Here is a 23,718-nt window from a genome sequence, read left to right as displayed (position 1 = left end):
GCACGCGGAAGGGCCCCGTTCCGGCTCCCACAGGAGCCGGAACGGGGCCCTTCCGGACACACGCACCCCGCCGGGTGCACGCGGCGAGCCACGCACCCCGCACGGGGGGCTAGCGCCGGGCGACGCCCTCCGCACGCGCGGCAGCGGCCACCGCGGCCGTCACCGCCGGGGCGACCCGCTCGTCGAACGGCGACGGGATCACGTAGTCGGCGGCCAGCTGGTCACCGACCACGTCCGCCAGCGCGTTGGCGGCGGCGATCTTCATGCCCTCGGTGATCCGGGACGCCCGCACCTGGAGCGCGCCCGCGAAGATGCCGGGGAAGGCGAGCACGTTGTTGATCTGGTTCGGGTAGTCCGACCGGCCGGTGGCCACGACCGACGCGTACTTGTGCGCGACGTCGGGGTGGACCTCCGGGTTCGGGTTGGCCATCGCGAAGACGAAGGCGTTCGGCGCCATCGACGCGATCGCCGGCTCCGGCACCGTACCGCCGGAGACGCCGATGAAGACGTCCGCGCCGGCCAGCGCGCTCTCCAGGGAGCCGGAGAGGCCCGCGCGGTTGGTGAGCTCGGCGAGCTCACGCTTCACCGGCGTGAGGTCCTCGCGGTCCCGGCTGACGATGCCCTTGCGGTCCGCGACCGCCACGTCGCCGAGGCCGGCCTCCAGCAGGAACTTGGCGATGGCCACACCGGCCGCGCCCGCGCCGGAGATCACGGCGCGCAGGTCGCCGAGGCCACGCCCGGTGAGCTTCGCGGCGTTCCGGAGGGCGGCCAGGGTGACCACGGCGGTACCGTGCTGGTCGTCGTGGAAGACCGGGATGTCGAGCCGCTCCTGGAGCTTGCGCTCGATCTCGAAGCACCGGGGTGCCGAGATGTCCTCCAGGTTCACGCCGCCGAAGGACGGCGCGAGGCGGACGACGGTCTCGACGATCTCGTCCGTGTCGGTCGTGGCGAGGGCGATGGGCACCGCGTCCACGCCGCCGAACTGCTTGAAGAGGATCGCCTTCCCCTCCATGACCGGGAGGGACGCCTCCGGGCCGATGTCACCGAGTCCCAGCACGGCCGTGCCGTCCGTCACGACGGCGACGACCTGGGACTTCCAGGTGTAGTCGTGCACGAGCTCGGGCCGCTCGGCGATGGCGCTGCACACCTTGGCGACACCGGGCGTGTACGCGAGGGACAGGTCGTCCTTGTCACGCACCGGCACCGTCGCCTGGACGGCCATTTTGCCGCCCCGATGCAGCGCGAACGCCGGATCGAAGGGCTCGTCGGAGGCACTCTCGGTGCTGTTGTCACTGTCGCTGCGAGGATTGACGATCTCCGCTGCCATTTGTTGACCCCTTAAGTCATTTCGTTCGAGGGTGGCCACTCCTGGTTGAGGAGGGGTGGGCGGGCACCGCGTCCGTGCCTGCGCGAGGCGGTTGGCCCGCCCTTGCAGGGAGAGGTACGTACGCGTCGGGCGCGCCGCACACGCGCCCTGAGCCCCGGATGAGGGGTGTAAGGATCCTTCTTACCGGACGGACCGCTCTGTCGACGAGTCGGTATCTCATATGAGCCTGGACCCCGGCCACAGCACGGATCAGGTGACGTGACGCATGGCCGGTTTTCTGGACAAGTCCGCACGCGCCCCGGTTTGCGGCCAGTATCCCGTCCGAATCACGAGATCGACCGGAGATTTTCCGGCGAAAAGAAGGCAACCCCGCAGAAGGTCCGGCCCTGATGTACCGGCCTGTTGGGGTTCGGGGGTCTCCCGTTATCCGATTTTGACATGCGCGGCCCCCTGTTTGGGCCAGTCCGAATGGCAAGATGCCGTAATCACACGCAGTCGCGACACCCGATGGTGCGTGCGCGACCGCTTGGCAACTCCCTCACCCGCCGGAGGAACCCGACCATGACCGCAAGCACCACCCGCTGTACGACCGCCGCGAAGACCCGGACGCCCCGGACGTCCCGGATTGCCGCGGTCGCCGCGATCGCGGTCGCCGGCTCCATGCTGCTGACCGCCTGCGGTGACCAGACCGACAAGCCGGTCAAGACGGATCAGGCCACCGGCAAGCCCGCCATCGCCGCCCCGCTCGCGGACCGGCTGCCCCAGGCCATCCGGGACAAGGGTGAGATCAAGGTCGGCTCGGACATCGCGTACGCCCCGGTCGAATTCAAGGACAAGGACGGCAAGACGGTCGGTATCGACCCCGACCTCGCCGACGCCATGAGCAAGCAGCTCGGCGTGCGGTTCGTGTTCGAGAACGGCACCTTCGACACCCTGATCACGGGTCTGCGCGCCAAGCGCTACGACATCGCGATGTCGGCGATGACGGACACCAAGGACCGCCAGCAGGGCATCGACTCGGAGACCAAGAAGAAGGTCGGCGAGGGCGTCGACTTCGTCGACTACTTCAACGCCGGTGTGTCGATCTATACCAAGAAGGGCGCGGACAAGGGCATCAGGACCTGGGCCGACCTGTGCGGCAAGAAGCTGGTCGTGCAGCGCGGCACCGTCTCCGAGGACCTGGCCAAGGCCGAGTCCGCGCGGTGCGTGAAGGCGAAGAAGGCCAAGATCGCGATCGAGGCCTTCGACACCGACCAGCAGGCCCAGACCCGACTGCGCGCCGGCGGCGCCGACGCCGGCTCCTCGGACTTCCCGGTCGCGGCGTACACGGTCAAGACCTCGGGTGGCGGGAACGACTTCCAGATCGTCGGCCCGCAGGTGGAGGCCGCTCCGTACGGCATCGCCGTCGCCAAGGGCAACACCCAGCTGCGTGACGCGATCAAGGCCGCGCTGGACGCCGTCATCGCCAATGGCGACTACAAGAAGATCCTGGAAAAGTGGGGTGTCGCCGCCGGTGCGGTGACCGAGGCCAAGATCAACGGCGGTTCCTGATCCCCGGCCACCAGCGCCACGTAGGCCCCTGAAAGGCACCACCTTGACTACTGACATCAAGAAGACGGGCCCGGAGGACGCCACGCCGCCCGGCGGACCGGAAGCCATCAAGGCGATCCCCGTCCGCCACTACGGCCGGTACGTCACCGCCGTCGTCGCCATCGCGCTCTTCGCCGCGATCATCTACGCCTTCGCCCAAGGCAAGATCAACTGGGGCGCCGTCCCCGACTACTTCTTCGACGACCGGATCGTCGAAGGCATGGGCCAAACCCTCCTGCTGACCGTCCTGTCGATGGCGATCGGCATCGTCGGCGGCATCGTCCTCGCGGTGATGCGGCTGTCGAAGAACCCGGTGACCTCGTCGATCGCCTGGTTCTACATCTGGTTCTTCCGGGGCACCCCGGTCCTGGTCCAGCTGTTCGTCTGGTTCAACCTGGGCCTGGTCTTCGAGTACATCAACCTCGGCCCGGTCTACAAGGACGAGTGGGCCGACTTCATGACGCCGTTCCTGACGGCGCTGCTGGGCCTGGGCCTGAACGAGGCCGCGTACATGGCCGAGATCTGCCGCGCCGGTCTCCTCGCGGTCGACGAGGGCCAGACCGAGGCCTCCCACGCCCTCGGCATGAGCCACGGCAAGACGCTGCGCCGGATCGTGATCCCGCAGGCGATGCGCGTGATCGTGCCGCCCACGGGCAACGAGGTCATCAACATGCTGAAGACGACCTCGCTGGTGGCGGCCGTACAGTATTACGAGCTGTTGCGCAACGCGCAGGACATCGGCCAGACGTCCGGTGCCCCGGTGGAGATGCTCTTCCTCGCCGCCGCCTGGTACCTGATCCTGACCTCGATCCTCAGCGTGGGCCAGTACTACCTGGAGCGCTACTACGCGCGCGGCTCCTCGCGCCAGCTGCCGCCGACCGTGCTCCAGAGGATCAAGGCCAACGTGTTCTCCCTGTCCAACCGACCGGCCGCGGGAGGTACCGCATGACCGCCATGGTGAAGGCCGAGGGCGTGCACAAGTCCTACGGCGCGGCCCACATCCTCAAGGGGATCGACCTGGAGGTGGCGCCGGGTGAGGTGTTCTGCCTCATCGGCCCGTCCGGTTCGGGCAAGTCGACGTTCCTCCGGTGCATCAACCACCTGGAGAAGGTCAACGCCGGCCGGCTGTACGTCGACGGCGAGCTGGTCGGCTACCGCCAGAAGGGCGACAAGCTGTACGAGCTGAAGGACAGCGAGGTCGCGCTCAAGCGCCGGGACATCGGCATGGTCTTCCAGCGCTTCAACCTGTTCCCGCACATGACGGCCGTCGAGAACGTCATGGAGGCCCCGGTCCAGGTCAAGGGCGAGGCCAAGGCCGTGGCCCGCGAGCGGGCGCTGAAGCTGCTGGACCGGGTGGGGCTCGGCGACAAGTCCGGCAACTACCCCTCCCAGCTCTCCGGCGGCCAGCAGCAGCGCGTGGCGATCGCGCGGGCGCTGGCGATGGAGCCGAAGCTGATGCTCTTCGACGAGCCGACGTCGGCGCTCGACCCGGAGCTGGTGGGCGACGTGCTGGACGTGATGCGGGACCTGGCCGAGTCGGGCATGACGATGGTCGTGGTCACGCACGAGATGGGCTTCGCCCGTGAGGTCGGCGACTCGCTGGTGTTCATGGACGGCGGCGTGGTGGTCGAATCCGGCAACCCGCGCGACGTGCTGTCCAACCCGCAGCACGACCGGACGAAGGCGTTCCTGTCGAAGGTGCTGTAACCCGCACAGGAGAAGGGGCGGTACGGGCCACACCCGTACCGCCCCTTCCGCACGTACCCCCGGCTACTTCAGCGCCAGCACCAGCGCGTCCGACGGCGACGACCACACCGCCCGTGCCTCCGCGAACCCGGCCTCGCGCAGGGTGCGCGCGTGCCACTCCAGGGACGGGGTGTCGCCCTCGGCGTGCTCGCCGTAGATCGCGAACCGCTCGGCGGTCGGCGCGGCCAGGAGCGGGTCCTCGGCGGCCAGGTCCCACCAGGCGGTCCAGTCGAGGGCGCCGCCCGCCTTGGCGCGATCCATGGCGGCGTGCCGGTGGGCGCGCTCGGCGGCGTTGATCCGGGGCGTGGACTCGTCCCTCATGTGGTCGGCGTTCATGAAGACGCCGCCCTCGCGGACGACCCCGCCGAGCTGCCCGTACAGCGTGGCGAGGGGCTCGGTGCGCAGCCAGTGCAGGGCGGTGGCGGTCAGGACGGCGTCGTACGACTCGTACGGCAGCGCCCGCGCCCACTGCGGGTCGGTGAGGTCGGCCCGTACGAAGGTCACCCGGTCGTCGCCCGCGAAGTACCCCTCGGCGATGGCGAGGAGCGCGGGGTCGAGGTCGACGCCGGTGCTGACGGCGTCGGGGAACCTCTTCAGCAGCCGGTCCGTGATACTCCCCGTACCGCACGCGAGGTCGAGGACCCGCGGCGCGGGGCCGGTGAACGCCTCGACCATGTCGAGCATGACCCGGAACCGCTCCTCGCGGTCGGGCATGTACCACTCCTGCTGCCGGTCCCAGCTTTCCTGCCACGCGCGCCAGTCGGTTCCCGCAGTCGTCTCCGTCAACGCGACCTCCGTAATACCCTCGTATCAGACCTGTCTGTTACTCGTTCCGTTCCCGACCCTAGACCGCCGCCGTAAGGACTACAAGTGGAACTGGCCTATTACTCGGACTATGCCGTACGTCTGGTGAACACCGAGGAGCCGGCGCGCAACAAGGACTCCCTCACCTCCGTGGAGGCGGTCCGCGAACTGTTCGGCGAGGCCTCGCAGATGGCGCGGCGCGCGACCGACGCGGACGTCACCCGGTTCCGCTCGGTACGGGCACGGCTGCGGGCGGTCTTCACCGCGGCCGACGCGGGCGACCAGGCGCACGCCGTGGACCTGCTCAACTCACTGCTGCTGGAGTTCCCGGTCAGCCCGCAGATCTCCGGCCACGAAACCCTCGACGACGAGGGCCGGCCGCGCTGGCACATGCACCTCGCGGACCACCCGTCCAACGCGACCGCCGGGTACGCGGCGATCGCCGCGATGGGGCTGGCCTTCCACCTGACCGAGTTCGGCGCCGACCGGCTCGGCCTGTGCCAGGCGGCCCCGTGCCGCAACGCGTACCTGGACACCTCCACCAACCGGTCCCGCCGCTACTGCTCGGACCGGTGCGCCACCCGTGCGAACGTCGCCGCCTACCGGGCGCGCAAGCGCCTGGAGACGGAACGGTCGGCGAGCACCGGCCGCACCGCCGACACCAGCCAGGAGAGCACCACCCCGACCGACCGCTGACGCCCGGGCCGTATCCCCCGGTACCGCGCCCGCACCCGGCCCAGCACCAGATCCTCCGGTACGGGGCCGAAGGAGCGGCTGTCCACGGCCTCGGCGGCCCGGTTGTCCCCGAGCACCCACCAGCCGCCGTCGCGCCGCTCCACGAGCCGCTTGACGATGTGCAGGTCCTGCTGCAACGGGTGCCGCAGCACCACCACGTGCCCCGCGCGCACCGGTGCCCCGTAGTGCACCAGCAGCTGGTCACCGTGGTGCAGGGTGGGCACCATCGACGGCCCGGACACCTCCGCGACGCCGAACGGCGCCCTCGGCCCGCGCTCGTGCTCGCGCCCCTGCTCCGTCATCCGGCACACCTCCTGGACCTTCCTGGACCTTCCTCCACGAGTCCCATGGTCACCCTGGACTTTTGTCGTAAGCCCATGGGGGCACCCGCGAAAACCCGTCTGTCACGGAGTAATGTCCCACCTGAGAAGACGATCACGAGGAAGGACAGCTCAATGCTCTCCCGCCTGTTTGCCCCGAAGGTGAAGGTCAGCGCGCACTGCGACCTCCCCTGCGGTGTCTACGACCCGGCCCAGGCCCGTATCGAGGCCGAGTCCGTCAAGGCCACGCAGGAAAAGATGCAGGCCAACGACGACCCGCACTTCCAGGCGCGCGCGACGACCATCAAGGAGGAGCGCGCCGAGCTCGCCAAGCACCACGTCTCGGTGCTGTGGAGCGACTACTTCAAGCCGCCGCACTTCGAGAAGTACCCGGAGCTGCACCAGCTGGTCAACGACGCCCTGAAGGCCCTCTCGGCCGCCAAGGCGTCGACCGACCCGGCGACGGGCCAGAAGGCGCTGGACTACATCGCGCAGATCGACAAGATCTTCTGGGAGACCAAGAAGGCCTGATCTATGGCTAGGCCATCTGACCTGCGGTTTCGCAGGTCGCAGCGCCTACCTGTCCGCACCCGGTCCGCAGGCCTCCGAGAACGGCGTCCATGACGGTCCGGGTGCGGTCTTCTTCGCCCGGCCACAGGTGGGCGTAGATCCGCAGCGTGATGACGGCGGACGCATGGCCGAGGACCAGCTGGACCTGCTTGACGCTCGCCCCGCCAGCGATGAGGGCGGAGGCGTAGAAGTGGCGCAGGTCGTGGGTCACCATGTGCGGCAGCTCGACGGGCTTGCGGCCCTCGCGCTCGGCCGTCTCGTTCTCAGCCTCCTGGAGCGTCCTGCGGGCGCAGTTCCACTCCGTCTTCCAGCGGCGGTAGTTGAGGGGCTCGCCCTCCTCCATCGCGAACAGCCACTCCTTGGAGGGGCGTGCGGCAAGGTGCGTGAGGAGTGCGTCGGTGACCACTTCGCCGACCGGGACGGCACGCCGGGACTTGGCCGTCTTGGGCGGGCCGATCTTTCCGGACTGGAGACGCTGGCACTCGACGCGGATGGTGCCGGCCTTGAAGTCGACGTCCGACACCTTCAGGCCGAGCAACTCGCCTATTCGCAAGCCTGAGCCGGCGAGGGTGACGATCGCCGCGCGGATGTACGGCGGCATCACGCGGGCCATGGCCTCGACTTGCGCGACCGTGGGCGGGGTGACCTCTTCATCCGGCATGGGCGGGAGGGTGATCCGGCGGCACGGGCTGGACGCGATGACCTTGTCCTCGACGGCCGCGGTCATGAGGCGTACGAGGACGTCGTAGACGTTGCGCACTCTGCCGGGGCCGAGCAGCTCGGACAGGCTCTTGAACAGCACCTGGAGGTCGTTGCGGCGTATCGCCGCCATCGCGCGGGAGCCCAGCGCCGGGACGAGGTGCAGCCGCAGCGCGTTGTCGGTGATGCGCTCGCCCGCCTCGCTGGCGATGAGTGACGCTTCCCACTTCTTCGCGTTCTCGGACCACGCTTCAGGAGCAGTTCCACTCCTCGCTGGGCAGCGCGTGCCACAGGTCGAGCCAGTCGTGGAGCAGGAAGAGGGGGCGGGTCAGGACGACGTCGCCGGCCCGCTGGGAGCGGATCGCCAGGCCGAGGTCGGCGAAGACCGGATCGCCGGCGACGCTGTACGCCAGGCTGCCGGGCCGTGTTGTGCGGTGGACGAGCCAGTCCTCCACGTGGGAAGGTGCGCAGCCGGTCAGCGGGGCTGCGTCCAGTCTCACCTGGGGGCCGGTGAGGGCGTCTGCGGCGACGCACCCCAGGCGGCCGTCGTGGAAGAGGGCCCTGATCCCACTCTCAGTGAAGTCGGCGTAGTTGAGCTGCTGGTCTTCGCCGTGGTGGGAGTAGGACGAGACGGCCGGTCCTTCGCCGAGGACGCGGGTGATCTCCTCCAAGGTCATCCCGAAGTGCAGGGGGCCGACTCCTACGTACGGCGTGAACGTCCACTCGGCGCGCTCCTCCTCCCGGGCGATCCGCCACGGGCCGCGGTACCCCGCCCCGCTTCCTGGGGCGGCCACGGGCGGCTCGGGTGCCGGCTCCTGCGGGGCGGCCGGGCTGGGCGCGGTCCGGTCCTTCCGCCGGTGGCCGAGTCGTTCCGGAGCCGCGGTGTCCTCGGGTTGCTCTTCCAGCCAGCGGATCGCCTGCTCCTGGTCCTGGCCGAACGGGTCCTCCGCCAACTCGCCTGCCCGGTCCAGGGACGTGTGGCGCTCCTCCTCCGCAGTGACGAGACCCGTGACGTCCTCACCCCAGACAGCCAGCCGTTCCCGGGCGATCCACCGGTAGTACGAGTCCGCGCTCACGGCAAGGACCTCGCGAACGGCGGGCGCGTACCGGGGTACGGACGAGGCGAGGGCGGGGTCGGCCAGGAGCAGGGCGGTGGCCGCGAGCGCGGCCTCCCTCACCAGTGGATCGTCGTCGTCGCAGAAATCCGCGATGCGGTCGTGGAGTATTGGCCTTGCCGCACGAGCGGCAGCCAGATCCTGCGCCGTGCCGACGCCGTCCTCGACGTCCAAGCGGGCGATGTCGGCGAACGAAGCCAGCCAGTTCAGCAGTTCGGCGCGAAGCGACCGCCGACCGGCCCTGCGCTCCCACCGGTCTTCGGCGAGTGTGCGCGGATCGTCGAGAAGACGAGCGAGGACCAAGGCCGCCGGAGCGGTCGCCGGAAACACCTGCTCCCGATTGAGGAGCAGCCGGTACAGATCCCCCACCGCCCGCACCCGGCGGGCCGGGTCGGTGGCGAGCACAGCGCCGAGGATGTCCGGTGTGTCAGGCACACTGTGCTGGCCCGTACAGACGTGCGGCAGCTCCTCCCAGGCGGTGCCGGCGAGCTCTGCCTGTGCTCTGGGTGGCAGGGAGCCGGCGGGAGCATCAGGAAGGTCTGGGGTCATCTCGTCGATCACGGCCGCAGTGTTCCAGCCGACTCCGACATCAGCGCCGCCGATACGTGCCACAGACCGCAGACGGCTCACGCTCAAGCAACACTCTGATGCCCTCGCTGCTCGTGGCAGCGAGGGCATCAGTCGTCAGACGACGCGGGCTGTGGGTAACTGCGCAACCCACCTCGTGACCTCGGTCAGGTGCTCGGGCTGTAGACCGAGGTGCGGGTCGGGCTGAATGAGGAGGGTCGCCGTTCCCTTCGCAGTGCGCTCCACCGCCCATTCATGGTCGAGGCCGGTGAAGTCGTCGTCGATCCAGACGGCGGGGGCGTCGCCCAGCCAGGCGTCGACGTGGTCACGCTTCCACAGGTAGCCGTTGGGGTGGCTGGTGGTGATCTGTGGACGCGGGAGATCGACGTACGACAGAGACGGGAGGCCGAGGAGCGGTCCGATCAGGGTGGTGGCGTCGTGCCGCCAGCTGGTGCACCAGACGGGGGTGACCAGGCCGCGGCGGATCACGTCCATGAGCATGGGGCCGTGGGCGAGGTCGAGCCAGACGGTGACTGGGTTGTCGGCGCTCCGGCCGGTGGGGACGACGTCGTGGCGGGCGTGGGTGGCCGGGGTCGAGCCGTCCGTGTTGGGGAAGGGTATGAGGACGCCGTCGATGTCGAGGAGCAGGTAGGGAGGGTGCATCGGTTCCTCCAAGGGAAGCCGGGACGAATGGCTGGTCAGAGCTTGCGAGCGCGGATCAGCAGGGTGGTGGGCCAGTGGCCCATGCGCGGGTCGTTGAACTCCTGGGCCGAGGTGAGCCAGAAACCTGCCTGGCTGAGGTGCTTCTCCCAGCGGTCGATGCCGAACTCCCATCGGGCGATGGGGAGCCGGGTGCGGTCGGGCAGGGTGACGTGGTCTCGGCGGGGCCGGTCGTCGCCGGAGGGGCTGCGGCCGCCGCGCTGCGGGTGCGGGACGGAGAAGGCGAGCACCCGGCCGGGCGTGAGGTGCTGGGCGATGGCCGGGAGCAGGAGCTCGGGGGCGACGAGGCCGACGGCGCCGAAGACGGAGTAGATCGCGTCGAACTGCTCGTCGGAGGCTTGCAGGTAGTGCAGGGCGTGGCCGGCGACGAAGGTGAGGTTGTTCAGCCGTCCGTAGTGGGAGCGGGCGCGGCGGACCTGGAGGCCGACCAGGTCGACGCCGGTGACATGGGAGCCGTGGCGGGTGGCGAGGTGGGCGGCGTTGTGGCCGGGGCCGCAGCCGAGTTCCAGGAGTCGCTTGCCGTGCAGGTCGGGGCCGAGGATCTCTGCGCCGGGACCTTGGCCGGGTCTCGTGGTCCATTCCATCCGGGCAGGCACGGCCAAGGGTTCGGCGAGTCCGGCGGCGGTGCGCTGGATGGCGTGGGCGTGCCACGGCGAGGTCTGCGCGAGCACGTCAGATCTCCAGGAGGTGGAGCACGTCGGTGAGGTGCCGGCGGACGACCTTGACGTAGCCGGGGTCAGTGGCCGGGTCGTTGATCCAGCGAACCGACTGCTCCATGAACCACTCGACGGCCCACATGCGGTGCCAGCCCAGGGCCCAGTTCTCGGCGGTGAGCCCGCCGCGCGGGGCGAGGGCGTCGGGGGTGCCGCCGGCGGTGACGTACTGCTCCAGGAAGACGCGCAGCCGCAGCGGGTGCGGGGGCTCGATGGTGCCGTGCCAGCTGGCGAGGTCGAGCAGGCCGGGGCCGGTGAAGGCGCGGGCGAAGTCGAGCAGCCGCCAGCCGCGCTCGCCGACGTGGAGGCTGGTGGGGTGGAACTCGGAGTGCACCCAGCCGAACGGTTCCAGCGTCGCTCCGGCCGAGCGGGCCTCGGCGGCCTGGGCGATCCGGTCGAGCGCATCCTCGACGTCGTCGGCGTCCTGCCACCGGTCGACCTTGCGCAGCCGTTCGAGATGCTCCAACGCCCGGGCCGGAAGCGTCCGCAAGCGCTCCTGGCCGAGGACGGGCAAGGGCGGAGCCGTACGGGTGCAGTGCAGGACCACGGCCGCAGCGACACCGTCGAGGTCGTCGGCCTCGCGGACGGACGGTCCGAGGTCCTCCATGAGCATGCCGAGCCATCCGTCCAGGACGGCGGAGGCGTGGACCAGGGGGACGGGGACGCCGAGTGTGTGGGCCAGGCGGAGGGCCTGGTCCTCGCTGTCGAAGGGCTTCTTGGCGTACTTGAAGATGGCCGTGGAGCCGTCGGGGGAGGTCACGCGCTCGACGCCGGACATGGACCATACGCGTACCTCATTCCGTGCGGCGGTGGTCTGGCCGGTCGCGGTGAGCAGGTTGTCGAGGAGTTCGGCGCTGGGGTTCGTGGTCACGGGAGGGCTCCGGGGATGGGTGGTGGCGTCCGGGGCGGGCGAGGGATGCCGGCCTGCCCCGGAGCCTGATCGGGTGGGTTACGCGGCGGGGTTCACGCGGTGGGCGTAGACCTGCTCGATCCAGCCCGCCTTGAACGCGGCGAGATCGTCACGGAAGTTCGCCATCGAGGCACCGTAGGGCGCGACCACTCCGCCGGACTGGTCCGGCACGGACTGGCAGCCGTGCACGAGCCGGCCGCCGAGGGCGGCGTGGGCCTTGATGGACTCGATCCGGCGGTGCTCGTTGAACCAGCCGCCGTGGTAGACCTCGTCGAGCATCCCGCCCATCTCGTCGTCCAGGTCGAAGACGACGGACGTGGCGGCGGGGAAGAACCAGCACGGGCCGACGTTGGAGATGTGCCCGTCCAGCTCGACCTTGTTGAGCCCCATGAGCGTGGCCGCCTCGCGGAGCATCCGCAGGTGGTCGGCGGTGATCTGCGGCAGGCCGAGGCTGGCCAGGTGCTCCTCGCGGAAGAGGTACGCGTACACCTCGTACGCGGTGGCCAGGACGCGGGCCGCGTCGGACGTGGACTCGCTGTGCTGCTTGATGAAGTCGAGCGCGAGCTGCTCGACCGCGCTCTCGGTCGTCTCATCCACGTTTAGGAGCTGGGACTTGACCAGCTCCCAGTCGGCGACGAGCCACGTGTTCGACTCGAAGCGGAAGAAGTACTCGGCCGGGTCGATCGTGATGCGCCGGCCGTCGACCTGGATGCCGGGCAGGCGGTTCCAGCGCGGGTCGAACGCCTCGGGCAGCTCGACCGTGATGGCCGTGGTGTCGATGGTGGTCACCGTGTCTCCGTCTCTGATCGGCCGGGTTCGGGCACAGGAATGCCCGAGCCCGGTGTGGGTGTACGGAACTTCGGGGTGCCGCCCGGTCCAAGGGGAGCCTGGATCACGGTTGCGCCGTTCCGGGCGGCTGCTGATAAGTGAACCGGTGGTCACGCTCAGTGGGTACGGTGGAAGGCAGTTGAAGCGGTATACGCGGTTTACAGCTCCAGGGCGGAGGCGATCGTGGCGGCGCCGAGAGAACCCAACTCCCGTCTGCACGATGTCATCGCGGCGGTCGACTGCACCTACGAGGCCCTTGCCAGAGACGTGCGGCGTATCGCCGCCGAGAACGGCGAGATCCTCCAGACCAACAAGTCGGCCATCTCGCACTGGGTGAACGGCATCCGTGCCCCTTCGGGCCGGGTAGGTCAGTACCTCGCCGAAGCACTGTCCCGCCGAGCGGGGCGCATGATCACCCAGACCGAGATTGGCCTCCAGGCCGGTGATGACGATGCGCCGGCGGAATCCGACCCCGTCCTCGCGGTCACCGACCTGGGTCGTGCCGACGTCGAGCGCCGCCGCTTCCTCGCCATCGCGGCCTTCACCACTGCCGGCGTCGCCATGCCGCTCGGCTACGACCACGAAGCCACCGCCCGCATGCTCCGCGCCCGCACCGGCACGTCCCTGGTCGGGGCAGAGGACGTGGACGTCGTACGGCAGATCACCGCGGCCTTCAGCGCCGCCGACGAGCGCCTCGGCGGCGGGCACGGCCTGACCACCGTCACCGCGTACCTCGCCGACACAGCCGCCCCCATGCTGCGCGGACGCTTCCCCAGCGAAGCCTTACGCCGGGCAGCCTTCGGCGCCGTCGCCGAACTCGCCTACCTCGCAGGGTGGAAGCACCACGACCTCGGCCAGGAAGGGGCCGCCCAGCGCTACTACCAGGTCGGCTACAAGCTCGCCTGCGAAGCCGACCCCCACGGCCACGCCGCCTGGATGATGCGCGCCCTCGCCCACCAGGCCCTGAGCCTTAAGCAGCCCCACCACTGCGTCGCCCTCGTCGAAGGCGCCCTCCGCACAGGTCTCGGCCACGTTGACGGCCAGACCGAGGCGCTCCTCCACATCACCCACGCCCGCGCCTACGCCGCCACCGACGAGCACCCCTTGGCTGCGCGGGCCCTGCTCGCTGCCGAAGACGCCCTCCTCCGCGACGACGGTCCCCAGCCCAGCTACTCCCGCGTCAGCGGCCCGGCCACCGGCACCGTGGCCAGCCACACCGCCCGCACCCTGACCGACCTCGCCGACCACATCGGCACCGAACAGCAGCACCGAGACGCCCTCACCCGCTGGGACCCGGAGAAGTACAAGCGCGTCCACGCCCTCACCCACGCCGACCTCGGCGACAGCCTCGCCGCCCAGGCCCGCGCAGACGAAGCCGTCGCCGCCTGGACGCAGGCCCTCGTTCTCATGGAAGGCATGACCTCCGACCGCACGCGCAAGGCGATCAACTCGATCCGCTCCACCCTCGCGGTCTACCAGCGCCGCAAAGTGCCCGGTGCGGCCGATCTCGCCCGCCGCGCCCGCGAAGCCCTCGCCTAACATGCCCAACAACCCGCCCGACGAAGGGAACACCGTGGCCCAGCAGACCGACGAGCAGCCGAAGGCCCTCAAGCCGGCCCGGGAGTCCATGACCCTGCTGGTCGCCGCCGTCATCGTCCACGACACGGCCACCAACCGCGTCGTTCTCCTCCAGCGCAGCGAGAACGCCAAGTTCGCCCAGGGCCTGTGGGACCTCCCAGTCGGCAAGAGCGAGCCGGGCGAACCGATCACCGAGACCGCCGTCCGTGAGCTGTACGAGGAGACCGGCCTCACGGTGAAGCCCGAGTCGCTCAAGGTCGCCCACATCATCCACGGCGCCTGGGGCGTGGAGGCCCCCAACGGCTTCCTCACCGTCGTCTTCGCAGCCCACGAATGGACCGGCGAACCCGAGAACCGCGAACCCCGCAAGCACTCCCAGGTCCGCTGGGTCGACTCCGACGCCATTCCCGAGAACTTCGTGGACACCACCTCAAGCGCCCTCCACCGGTACCTCACGGGGGGCCCGGAAGTCTCTCTCGACGGCTGGCGATAGAAACACCAATGGCGCTCCAGCTAGAGGACGGCCTCCCCCAGGTTCGACCGGACTACCGGTGGGTCTTCTGATTTGAATGCACCGATCGGGCTCCCTCGAGGCTGACTCGCTGCCCCGGCGACATCTGGCTTCTTGTCGCTCATGTCGCCGACGACGAGACGGCTACGATTTCCCCATGTCCCATCCGATCGATCGAGCGGCGGTGTCTTGGCCGCGCCGTACAGGAGGAACGCCTTGACGCAACACCACCTCCGTTTCGCCCCGGAGATCCTCGCCCGCCTCGGTGAAGAACTGGTCCCACACTCGGATTTGGGCATCATGGAACTCGTCCGCAACGCTTACGACGCGGATGCCACGCTCTGCCGACTACAGATGAGTGAAGCCGAGCAGCCAGGCGGGACGCTCATCGTCTCGGATGACGGCGACGGAATGACGGCGGACCAGCTGGCCAATGGCTTTCTCCTCATAGGAAAGTCCGGAAAGTCGTCCAACACCCACACCCGGACCGGTCGGCGAAAGGTGGGTGAGAAGGGGTTGGGCAGAATTGCCGCCCTGCGCCTCGGTACCCATGTCACCGTACGCACACGCTCCTTGGACGAGCCGGGCATCGAGCACACGCTGACCATTGACTGGGACCGCATCGACGCGTCCGACGCGGTGGAAGACGTCCCGCTGGCAATCAAGAGCCAGAAGAGCGAGGGAGATACCGGCACGACCGTCGAGATCACGGGGCTCCGCCAAGGAATCGCCCAGCAGGACGCAGACCGTCTCGCTCGATCGGTACTCATGCTCACGGGCCCCTTCGCCGATGGCTCGGCGTTCCGCGTAACCTGTGACTCCCCGGAGTTCGAGAACTTGGCCAAGGTGATCACTGCGGATCTGCTTCAGTGGGTCGAGTTCCGTCTCGTGGCCGGGCTGGACGAGCAGGGCAAGGCTTCCGCGACCCTCTACAACTGGCGTGGTGAAGTCATTAAGTCAGCGGGCCACGACGATGTGGGCAGGAAACGCCAGGGGCGTGGCAATCGCGATGCGCCCCTGACGTTTTCCGCGCCGCCAGCCACGTTCGAGATGTGGATGTTCAATCTCAACCCCGGTGCTTCCAAGGAGGTTCGGTTCGCGCAGCAGCCCACAGCGGAGATCAAGGAGTGGCTCAAGCAGGTAGGCGGGGTTCACCTATACCATCGGGAGCTCCGCGTGCAGCCCTACGGAGACGTGGGGAACGACTGGCTGATTATCAACCTGCGGCGTGCAGCGAGCCCCGAGGGTCGCGCGTCCACGAACAACTCCGTTGGCCGCATTCAGGTGGAGGACCCTGACGAGCTTCTCCAGCCCAAGACAGATCGCAGCGGCTTCGTCGACAACCTGCAGTTCCTTGAACTGCAGGAGTTCGCAAAGCGCGCCTTGGACTGGTCGGCGGAGCAGCGACTTGAACTGCGGGAGCAGCGTCGCATTGGCGCGTCGCCCAAGGCGCGCGACCGGGTCAAGGAAGCCGAGAAGCAGTTCCGCAACCTCTTGGAGGCCATCAGCCCGAAGGATTCCGAAGCGCCAACTCTGGACGGAGTTGCTGATTCCGCGGTATTGGAGTCCTTCACCGCCGGAGCCTCCGAGGTATTCGACTCTCAACGTCAGGAAATCGAAGCGCTCCGCGAAGACCTCCTCTTGTACCGCACCCTGGCCACGGTCGGCACCAGCACCGCCGTCTTCGCGCACGAGGCGATGAAGCCGGCGGCCCGCATCATCAACGAGGTCAAGACGGTCAGTCGCCGGGTCAAGCAGCACGTTTCGGAAGACGAATACAAAGAAAGGTTCCACTCGTCGGTCGAGAACTCGATCGACAGCGCCAAGACCCTGGAGACCTTCGCCCGTCTCCCGTTGACCCTCCTGACGAAGAACAAGCGACAGATCACCGACGTCGACTTCGACCGAGAGTGCCCGGCGATCATCCGGCTCTTCTCTCGCTACCTCGACGAGCGCGGAATCCAGGTCGAGTATGACCTTGACGCGGGAGGCGCGATCGTCCGCAGCACGATCGCCGACATCGAGTCGATCCTGTCCAATCTGATTGTGAACGCCGCACATGCCTTCACACGCACGGATGCCATCCGGCCAGAGCGCGCAATCCGCGTCAGAACGCGCTTGGTCGTGGAAGGAGACACACCTCGCCTGAGTCTCTGCGTTGATGATTCGGGTCCCGGAATCAAGGACATCTCGCTGAGCGCGATCTGGCTGCCGGGCAAGACGACACGCGACAATGGGACCGGCCTGGGCCTCACGATCGTCCGGGACATCGTCGCTGACCTCGGAGGCACCCAAGAGGCCCGTGGGCACGGCGAGTTGGGTGGAGCACGTATCATGGTCTGGCTTCCGGCCCAAGTCGCCGGAGGCCAAGGGGCATGAGCTGGGGGCCAAGTGAGCGTACGTCCGTTGGCAGAGGGATCGTCGGTCGTGGTCATCGACGACGACTTCATGGACGCGAGCAGCATCACGCATCCACTCCAGGACGCGGGCTTCCGCACGGAGATGATCACCGAGTTCGCACCCGGCCAGGACGCCGACACATTCCTTGCCTCTCTCGGCGATCGCTACGACGCCGTGGTGTGCGACCACATCCTCGGCGGGCGGGGTAATGCCCGCTTCACGGGCGCGGAGCTGGTGTGCAAGGCCAATCGGAGAGCGGGCACGCCGTTGCCCGCCGTCCTCATCAGCAGCCACGTCAACACCGATCAGAACGGGGCGATTCTGCGCTGGCGCGAGGGCATTCCGAGCGTTGTCGACAAGAGCGACGCCTCCGATGCGGTGGTCGACGCCCTCCGATACACGCTGGACGAGCTCGCGGGAAACCTCGCGCGGGAACGGCGTGCCTTCGCGACTCCGATCGAAGTCCTCAGTGTCCGGTCCGAGGGCGAGGAACCACAGGCGAAGGTGGTCGTGGTCGGCTGGAAGATCGACTCCTCCGTCTGGATGCCGTTGCGCCCCATCGAGGAGGCCACAGGTCTGCATCCGGAAGAGCTTCCCGGCCGGTGGCTTGAGGCCGAGGTGAACTGCTACGCGAAGGAAGCCTCCGCCCTCTTCTATCGCAACATCATTCTCGCTCCCGATCTGCCGCAGGAGTGGCTCACCGCATGACCGACCTGACTACTCCCACCGAACTGGCGCTCAGCCAGCAAACAGAAGCAGACTTAGCTGTCACTGTCCTGGACGTTGGGCACGGCAACTCCGCTGTCGTGCGTGATGGTTCGACATGCGCAGTCATCGACGCGGCCCCCGGTGACATCGTCCAGCGCGAACTGGATCGTGTCGGATGCGAGCACATCGAGCACCTGATCATCTCGCACTCGGACCAGGACCACGCCGGTGGCGGCCCACAGATTCTGCTCGATCCGCTGCGCACGGTGGGAACCGCCTGGTTCAACCCGGATGCGAAGAAGAACAGCCGGATCTGGGAACGATTGATCCGAGCCGTTCATACACGTCACAGGCGCGGCGGCTTCGGCGGGCACCAGATGCTGCACACGGAGACTCCTCAGACGCTGTACTGCGGCCGGGCAAGGCTCGAAGTCTGCCACCCCAGTTTCCTGATGGCCGGCACCGGCCCGACGGATGCCTCCCCGACCTTCGGCAAACTGGACACAAACACTGTGTCCATTGTGGTCCGCGTACACCTGGAGGAAGAGCCCGCCGTCCTCCTCGCGGCTGACATGGACGCGGTGGCACTCAAGCACGTTCAAGAGAACGGCCATCAGCTGTCGGCGCCAGTCCTCGTCTTCCCCCACCACGGAGGACTCCCGGGCAAGGCCGATCCGCAGTCCTTCGCCAAGGACCTCACGGGGCTGGTGGCCCCTCGACTGGTCATCTTCTCCATCCGGGGCGGACTGCGCCCCGCTAATCCTCATCGGGAGATCATGGCGGGTGTGCGACTGGCGGCACCAGACGCCCACATCGCGTGCACGCAGTTGTCCGTCCACTGCCATGAGGAAAAACAACTCGTCACCGACCGGCATCTGGCAGTCATCCCGGCAGCGGGCCGCAAATCTGGCCGGTCCTGTGCGGGCAGCGTGACCGTGACACGCGTCGAGGCAGGACTGCGCTTCGACCCGCCGCTGGAGACCCACCGGTCGTTCGTCGACAGCGGTACCGTAGCCAGCCCGCTCTGCCGACTCCCCATCCCCGGTCCGCGCAAGGCTCCCGACATCATCGGCCTGGAGGAAGTGGCTGATGGGACATAGCGCGACGGGATTCGGTGATCCGTTCCCAACGCCCTTAGCGCTGCTGCAGAATGACACCGCAGCCAATCCAAACACTTGATCCAGGACGTCATCCCTTCCGGATCAGCAGGAGGGGGACACATGAGTATTGCTGCCTACGAGACGTACGCACGTCAGCTTGAGACCTTGGTGACCGACGTAGCCTCAGGTCATTGGCGCCGTGTGGCGGACGACGTGACACATGCCCTCAACGGCCAGGCGTCGGCGGAACTGCGACGCACAGTTTCACGAGCCGACCGCCGTGCCACCGGATCCTTCTTCACGACAGGAAGAGTCCTGCAGTCGTACGAGGGACTGTTGGCGCGCAGCACTGCATCCGGACGGACACCCGTGATCTGGGACCCCACGTGTGGCGGCGGAGACCTGCTCATCGCCGGCACGGCACAGTTCCCACTAGGGGCGACACCAGCGGAGACGCTCACCCTGTGGAACCGCCGAGTGAGGGGCCACGACCTTCACGATCCCTTTGTAACAGTGGCGCGCATGCGGCTGGTCCTGGCCGTGCTGGAACGTCATCGCGCTGTCGGATCCGAAGCCCCGCTCATGGAACACCGGTGGCGCACCGCCTTCCCGCGGGTGCAGGTCGGCAACGGTCTGCAGGCGTTGCGTGAAGCTTCCGAAGGCCGTGGCTTCGGAGGCCGACTGCTTCTGAACCCCCCCTACGGCACGGATGCGGCGCTCCCCGGCTGTACATGGTCGACGGGCAAGACTTCCTTGGCAGCGACGTTCACAGCTCAGGCGGCAGCCGCGATGGCCCCTAGCGGGAGGCTCTTCGCCGTCCTGCCCGACGTACTACGCAGCGGCAGCCGCTACCAGGCTTGGCGAGGCCAGCTCGCCAAGCGGCTGGAAATGGAGGAGATCCGCCCGCACGGCCTCTTCGACGACCACACCGACGTAGACGTCTTCCTGCTCTCCGCCGTACGGAGAGCAGACGGCCACCCAGGCGCGGTCGCCTGGTGGCCGCCGTCCGCCGTCACCACGGGCAGCGCCATAGGCGACCATTTCCGCGTTGGAGTCGGCCCTGTCGTCGACAACCGAGACCCCCACGACGGACCAGTGGTTCCCTATCTCACGGCGAAGGAACTGCCTGGCCAAGGCGAGATGGGCCTTCCACTGCGCAGGCGCCGCTTCGGTGGGCGTTTGCTTGATCCCCCGTTCGTGGTCATGCGCCGTACATCCCGGCCAGGGCAAGGGGCTAAAGGAGGCGCCCGTGGAACAGGGATTCTCATTCAAGGCGACCAGTCGGTGGCCGTGGACAACCACCTGATCGTGGCGGAGCCGCTGACAGGTGGCGCGGCACGCTGCCAGGAGCTGCTGAAAGTGCTGGACGGACCGAAGGTCGTCCACTGGCTCGACGAGCGTATTCGCTGCCGCCACCTGACCGTCACCGTAGTCCGATCACTCCCCTGGGGCTGACCTGCGCAACGGGTGGGGAGTTGGAAGACGGCCGGCCCCGGACAGGTGATCGGATACGGCACGAGGGCGAGACGGCGAGACGGCGAGACGGCAGTAACGACAAGTCCGTGATCACGGAGACAATGCCAAGCTGGCATCAGTCCGCACACAGTCCGCAGGACACCCGATCACGACCGTCGCACCCCATCGCCAGCCATCAGCAAAAGGCCAGGTCAGCGCCCCGCAGGGAAGATCCCCGCAGGTCACCGCCCCGGCCCATTACTAGGAGACGAAGAAGGCCTGATCCTCGATCACGCTCCTCCTGACCGCACCCGGCCCGCAGGCCGCCGAACACGGCGTCCATGACGGAGCGGGTACGCACGAGCGGCTCGCGTGAGGTTCGGCGGAGCGGAACAGAACGACGGCCCGGCCAGGCGGCATACGCCATGGCTGGGCCGCCGTGCGTTTCCAGTCATCCTGCCGGGGCGTGCGAGCCGTCGGGGACGGGGAGGGTGTAGCGGAGCTTCTCCTTGGCCTGGGCGCCCAGGCGGTCGTAGAAGCGGATCGCGCCCTCGTTCCAGGCGGGGGTCTGCCACTGCACTTCCGTCAGGCCCAGGGCGTGCGCCTCGGCGAGGACGGCGTTCATCAGCATCGGGCCCGCCCCGAGGCCCCGTTGGCCGGCCTCCAGGAACAGGCAGTCCAGGTGGAGGTATTCGCGGCCGTCCCAGGTGGAGAGCTCGGGGGCGCAGGTGGCGTAGCCGACGAGGTGGCCGTCGCCGGGGTGTTCGGCGACCAGGCAGCGCAGGCGCGGGGCGTCAGTGGCGAAGAGCAGCGCGGCGAGCCGGTCGGCGAGGCCCGGGGCGGGCGGGGCGGCCTTCTCGTACACCGCGTGCTCGACGGCCAGTTCGGCGACGCGTGGCAGGTCTGCGGGGCGGGCGTGGCGGATCGTGAGGGAGGGCGGAGCAGCGGGTGTCATGGGTACATCCTGACCGGCGGGGCGTCGTGGGCCCATGTCAGGAGCGTGTGGGTGCGGCCGTTGCTCCGTACCGTCTCGGGCGGCTCGTCCGTGAGACGGAAACCGGCCGCGCGGGCGACGGCCGTGCTGGCGGCGTTGTCCGGTTCGATCTGGAGGATCACCCGCGGCAGGCCCAGCACCGCGTGGGCGTGGCCGGTCAGCAGGCGGGTGGCGCGGGAGGCGAGGCCCTGGCCCCGGTGGGCGGCACCGACGGCGTACCCGAGGGCGCCTTGGACGAAGCCGAGCAGGACCTCGCCGAGCGGTGCGCCGCCGTCCTTGGTGATGGCCAGGTGGAGGCGGGTGCCGTCGGCGCGGGTGCGGCGGATCATCGTCAGGTACGCCCTCGCCGCGGCCTCGTCGAAGGGCGAGGCGAGGGGCGTGCGGTACGCGACGGCGGGTTCGTCGAACAGCGCGGTCATGGCGGGGACGTCCGCGTCCGTCCACTCACGCAGCACGATCCGGCCGTCGGTGAGGGTGAGGGGCGGCGTGGTGGGCATGGGTGCCTTTCGTGGAGGGTGTCAGGCCGCTTGCGCCAACGGGCTGCCGTGGCGCAGCAGCCACTGCCGGTACGCCGAGGTCCGCAGCGCCACCTCGCGGTAGGCGGCCGCGAGGTCCGCGTACGCCGACTCCGCGCACCCCGCGTCGGCGCTCGCCCCGGGGCCGCTGTAGAGCAGCAGGCGCACCGCCAGCGGGTCGCCCCGTAACGGCCGTATCGCCATGTCGTCGCGCGGGCCCGACGTCGGCTGGCAGGGCGCGACCACCTCGCCGGCCACGATGAGGGACGCCGCCGTGTGGTAGTCCCCGTGCAGCACGGGCGGGTCGATCCCGGCCGCCCCCAGCACCCGGCGCAGCCCGTCCCACTCGCCGTCCACGGTCGGGTCGACCATCCAGCGGTCACCGGCCAGGTCGGTCAGCGCCACGACGGGCGCGGCGGCCGCCGGGTGGTCGCGCGCCATGGAGACGAACTGGGGCTCGCGCTCGACCAGTACGCGCCGCTCCAGCCCGTCCGGTACGCGCAGCGGGCAGCCCTCCACCTCGTGGACGAACGCCACGTCGAGCTGCCCGGCCGCCAGCGCCCGCAGCAGGGCACCCGCCGAGACGTCCATGTGCAGCGAGATGTCCGTGCCGGGCAGCCGGTCCCGCAGCCGGCGCAGCCAGCCCGCGAGCGCCCGGCTGGCGGTGGAGCCGACGCGCAGCCGGGCGCCGTCGGCGCGGGCGGCGGCCGCCCTGGTCTCGGTGACGAGCACGGTCATCTGGGCCACGAGGGGGCGGGCGCGGCTGAGGACGGCATGGCCCAGCGGGGTCGGGCGGCAGCCGGTCCGTTCGCGTGCGAACAGCTCGGCGCCCAGGGCGTGTTCGATGCGCCGCAGCTGGGTCGTCAGGGACGGCTGGCTGACGCCGAGCAGGCGGGCCGCCTTGTGCAGGCTGCCCGTGTCCGCGATGGCGCACAGCGCCCGCAGGTGCCTCACCTCCAGCTCCATGTCCCGAGGGTAGGACCGGCGCTGTGCGTAACACCAGACGCGGCAAGGGACTTGGGAGGCGGGTGATGCGCCGGTGCTATCGCCCGTTGACATCATCCGTACGGCGCGCCGGCTCCTCGACACTCTCCCCAACCGAACGGCCCACCCAGCCGTTCAGGATCACGAGGAGCCCCCCATGAGACACCCCAAGGCCGTGCTGGCCGCTGCCCTGAGCCTCGCCGCCGCCCTGGCAGCCGTACCGGCCGCGACCGCCACCGCCGCCGCACCCACCGCCGCACCCGCGACGGCGTCGTACGCCTCGTACGCCGGCTCCGCCGAGGACGCCCAGGCCAACCGGGCCTTCTTCGAGGCCGTGTTGGAGTCGGTCGCCGAGAAGCGCGCCGCCGACCCCGGTGCGCAGGCCGTCACCGTCGTCTACTCGGCGGCCAACGCCCCGAGCTTCCGCACCCAGATAGCCCGCTCCACACAGATCTGGAACAGCTCCGTCAGCAATGTGAAGCTCCAGGAGGGCAGCAACCCGGACTTCCGGTACTACGAGGGCAATGACTCCCGCGGCTCGTACGCCAGCACCGACGGCCACGGCCGCGGCTACATCTTCCTCGACTACCGCCAGAACCAGGTCTACAACTCCACCCGCGTCACCGCCCACGAGACCGGCCACGTCCTCGGCCTGCCCGACCACTACTCCGGGCCGTGCAGCGAGCTGATGTCGGGTGGCGGCCCGGGCCCGTCGTGCCAGAACGCCCAGCCCAACGCGCAGGAGCGCGCCCGCGTCGACTACCTGTGGCGGGCCGGCCTGGCCGCCGCCCTGGCCAACGCCTCCTGACCCACCCCCACCCCCCGTCGG

23 protein-coding genes and 1 pseudogene are annotated in these 23,718 nt (G+C 69.1%); 12 read left to right on the top strand and 12 right to left on the bottom strand.

Translation table 11 applies throughout. The annotated features are described in order from the left end of the window. Nucleotides 1-109 precede the first annotated feature (109 nt). The gene (locus tag BKD26_RS04535; RefSeq protein WP_084895983.1) at nt 110-1,327 is read right to left on the bottom strand and encodes an NADP-dependent malic enzyme; all 1,218 of its coding nucleotides are present in this window, start codon (nt 1,325-1,327) and stop codon (nt 110-112) included. Between the two features lie 561 nt (nt 1,328-1,888). Between BKD26_RS04535 and BKD26_RS04530 the strand changes: the two genes are divergently transcribed. Genes BKD26_RS04530 through BKD26_RS04520 form a run of 3 tightly spaced genes read left to right on the top strand, consistent with a single transcriptional unit; the run spans nt 1,889 to nt 4,624 of the window. Then, on the top strand, nt 1,889-2,878 hold the full coding sequence (locus BKD26_RS04530) for an ABC transporter substrate-binding protein (protein WP_084895981.1): 990 nt from the start codon (nt 1,889-1,891) through the stop codon (nt 2,876-2,878). A gap of 43 nt (nt 2,879-2,921) precedes the next feature. Then, on the top strand, nt 2,922-3,866 hold the full coding sequence (locus BKD26_RS04525) for an amino acid ABC transporter permease (RefSeq protein ID WP_084895979.1): 945 nt from the start codon (nt 2,922-2,924) through the stop codon (nt 3,864-3,866). Continuing rightward, complete coding sequence (locus BKD26_RS04520) at nt 3,863-4,624, top strand: amino acid ABC transporter ATP-binding protein (protein WP_084895977.1); 762 nt, start codon at nt 3,863-3,865, stop codon at nt 4,622-4,624. Before BKD26_RS04525 ends, BKD26_RS04520 begins: the two co-directional genes overlap by 4 nt. 63 nt (nt 4,625-4,687) lie before the next feature. On the opposite strand, the gene BKD26_RS04515 is transcribed toward BKD26_RS04520, so the two are convergent. Beyond that, nucleotides 4,688-5,449 (bottom strand): class I SAM-dependent methyltransferase, encoded by a 762-nt coding sequence (locus BKD26_RS04515; protein ID WP_084895974.1) that lies wholly within the window; start codon nt 5,447-5,449, stop codon nt 4,688-4,690. An 84-nt stretch (nt 5,450-5,533) separates the two neighbouring features. Between BKD26_RS04515 and BKD26_RS04510 the strand changes: the two genes are divergently transcribed. Continuing rightward, nucleotides 5,534-6,163, top strand: a complete 630-nt coding sequence (locus BKD26_RS04510; protein WP_084895972.1) for a CGNR zinc finger domain-containing protein — start codon at nt 5,534-5,536, stop codon at nt 6,161-6,163. Here BKD26_RS04510 and sodX read toward each other — a convergent pair. Beyond that, the gene (gene sodX / locus BKD26_RS04505) at nt 6,067-6,504 is read right to left on the bottom strand and encodes a nickel-type superoxide dismutase maturation protease (protein ID WP_084895969.1); all 438 of its coding nucleotides are present in this window, start codon (nt 6,502-6,504) and stop codon (nt 6,067-6,069) included. The two genes, BKD26_RS04510 and sodX, sit on opposite strands and share 97 nt — an antisense overlap. A gap of 153 nt (nt 6,505-6,657) precedes the next feature. On the opposite strand from sodX, the gene sodN reads away from it, so the two are divergent. Further along, a complete protein-coding gene (sodN, locus tag BKD26_RS04500) occupies nt 6,658-7,053 on the top strand; it encodes a superoxide dismutase, Ni (protein ID WP_084895967.1) in 396 nt (131 codons plus the stop codon). A 7-nt stretch (nt 7,054-7,060) separates the two neighbouring features. On the opposite strand, the pseudogene BKD26_RS04495 reads toward sodN, so the two are convergent. The 6 genes and pseudogenes from BKD26_RS04495 to BKD26_RS04470 form a co-directional block, all read right to left on the bottom strand. Then, nucleotides 7,061-8,026 (bottom strand): annotated as a pseudogene (locus BKD26_RS04495) (site-specific integrase); the annotation flags it as partial. 16 nt (nt 8,027-8,042) lie between these two features. Further along, nucleotides 8,043-9,467 (bottom strand): hypothetical protein, encoded by a 1,425-nt coding sequence (locus BKD26_RS04490; protein WP_241518531.1) that lies wholly within the window; start codon nt 9,465-9,467, stop codon nt 8,043-8,045. Nucleotides 9,468-9,590: 123 nt separating this feature from the next. Then, nucleotides 9,591-10,136, bottom strand: a complete 546-nt coding sequence (locus tag BKD26_RS04485; RefSeq protein ID WP_084895963.1) for an HAD domain-containing protein — start codon at nt 10,134-10,136, stop codon at nt 9,591-9,593. Between the two features lie 35 nt (nt 10,137-10,171). Then, nucleotides 10,172-10,864: a class I SAM-dependent methyltransferase gene (locus BKD26_RS04480; RefSeq protein WP_084895961.1), complete on the bottom strand. Its 693-nt coding sequence runs from the start codon at nt 10,862-10,864 to the stop codon at nt 10,172-10,174. 1 nt (nt 10,865) lies between these two features. Further along, nucleotides 10,866-11,777, bottom strand: coding sequence for a phosphotransferase (locus BKD26_RS04475; RefSeq protein WP_084895959.1), 912 nt, complete (start codon nt 11,775-11,777; stop codon nt 10,866-10,868). Between the two features lie 78 nt (nt 11,778-11,855). Further along, nucleotides 11,856-12,605, bottom strand: coding sequence for a hypothetical protein (locus BKD26_RS04470; RefSeq protein ID WP_084895957.1), 750 nt, complete (start codon nt 12,603-12,605; stop codon nt 11,856-11,858). A gap of 222 nt (nt 12,606-12,827) precedes the next feature. Between BKD26_RS04470 and BKD26_RS04465 the strand changes: the two genes are divergently transcribed. The 6 genes from BKD26_RS04465 to BKD26_RS39675 all read left to right on the top strand — a co-directional run bounded on the left by BKD26_RS04465 (nt 12,828) and on the right by BKD26_RS39675 (nt 20,396). Beyond that, a complete protein-coding gene (locus BKD26_RS04465; protein WP_084895955.1) occupies nt 12,828-14,183 on the top strand; it encodes a transcriptional regulator in 1,356 nt (451 codons plus the stop codon). Between the two features lies 1 nt (nt 14,184). Continuing rightward, on the top strand, nt 14,185-14,715 hold the full coding sequence (locus BKD26_RS04460; RefSeq protein ID WP_084895953.1) for an NUDIX domain-containing protein: 531 nt from the start codon (nt 14,185-14,187) through the stop codon (nt 14,713-14,715). A 234-nt stretch (nt 14,716-14,949) separates the two neighbouring features. Continuing rightward, nucleotides 14,950-17,112: a sensor histidine kinase gene (locus BKD26_RS04455; RefSeq protein WP_084895951.1), complete on the top strand. Its 2,163-nt coding sequence runs from the start codon at nt 14,950-14,952 to the stop codon at nt 17,110-17,112. Between the two features lie 48 nt (nt 17,113-17,160). Then, the gene (locus BKD26_RS04450) at nt 17,161-17,841 is read left to right on the top strand and encodes a hypothetical protein (RefSeq protein WP_084895949.1); all 681 of its coding nucleotides are present in this window, start codon (nt 17,161-17,163) and stop codon (nt 17,839-17,841) included. Further along, on the top strand, nt 17,838-18,941 hold the full coding sequence (locus tag BKD26_RS04445) for an MBL fold metallo-hydrolase (RefSeq protein ID WP_084895947.1): 1,104 nt from the start codon (nt 17,838-17,840) through the stop codon (nt 18,939-18,941). The genes BKD26_RS04450 and BKD26_RS04445 overlap by 4 nt, the downstream gene beginning before the upstream one ends. A gap of 522 nt (nt 18,942-19,463) precedes the next feature. Next, on the top strand, nt 19,464-20,396 hold the full coding sequence (locus BKD26_RS39675) for a hypothetical protein (RefSeq protein ID WP_143662604.1): 933 nt from the start codon (nt 19,464-19,466) through the stop codon (nt 20,394-20,396). Between the two features lie 451 nt (nt 20,397-20,847). On the opposite strand, the gene BKD26_RS04435 is transcribed toward BKD26_RS39675, so the two are convergent. Genes BKD26_RS04435 through BKD26_RS04425 form a run of 3 tightly spaced genes read right to left on the bottom strand, consistent with a single transcriptional unit; the run spans nt 20,848 to nt 22,871 of the window. Then, nucleotides 20,848-21,351, bottom strand: a complete 504-nt coding sequence (locus tag BKD26_RS04435) for a GNAT family N-acetyltransferase (protein WP_107417755.1) — start codon at nt 21,349-21,351, stop codon at nt 20,848-20,850. Further along, nucleotides 21,348-21,887 (bottom strand): GNAT family N-acetyltransferase, encoded by a 540-nt coding sequence (locus BKD26_RS04430; RefSeq protein ID WP_084895941.1) that lies wholly within the window; start codon nt 21,885-21,887, stop codon nt 21,348-21,350. Before BKD26_RS04430 ends, BKD26_RS04435 begins: the two co-directional genes overlap by 4 nt. 21 nt (nt 21,888-21,908) lie before the next feature. After that, nucleotides 21,909-22,871 (bottom strand): LysR family transcriptional regulator, encoded by a 963-nt coding sequence (locus tag BKD26_RS04425; protein ID WP_084895939.1) that lies wholly within the window; start codon nt 22,869-22,871, stop codon nt 21,909-21,911. Between the two features lie 175 nt (nt 22,872-23,046). Between BKD26_RS04425 and snpA the strand changes: the two genes are divergently transcribed. Then, nucleotides 23,047-23,697, top strand: coding sequence for a snapalysin (gene snpA, locus BKD26_RS04420; protein WP_084895937.1), 651 nt, complete (start codon nt 23,047-23,049; stop codon nt 23,695-23,697). Nucleotides 23,698-23,718: the final 21 nt, after the last annotated feature.

This window comes from Streptomyces sp. CB03238, assembly GCF_002099185.1.
In the GTDB taxonomy this organism is placed as follows: Bacteria; Actinomycetota; Actinomycetes; order Streptomycetales; family Streptomycetaceae; genus Streptomyces.
This window is presented reverse-complemented; position numbering and strand designations above follow the sequence as displayed.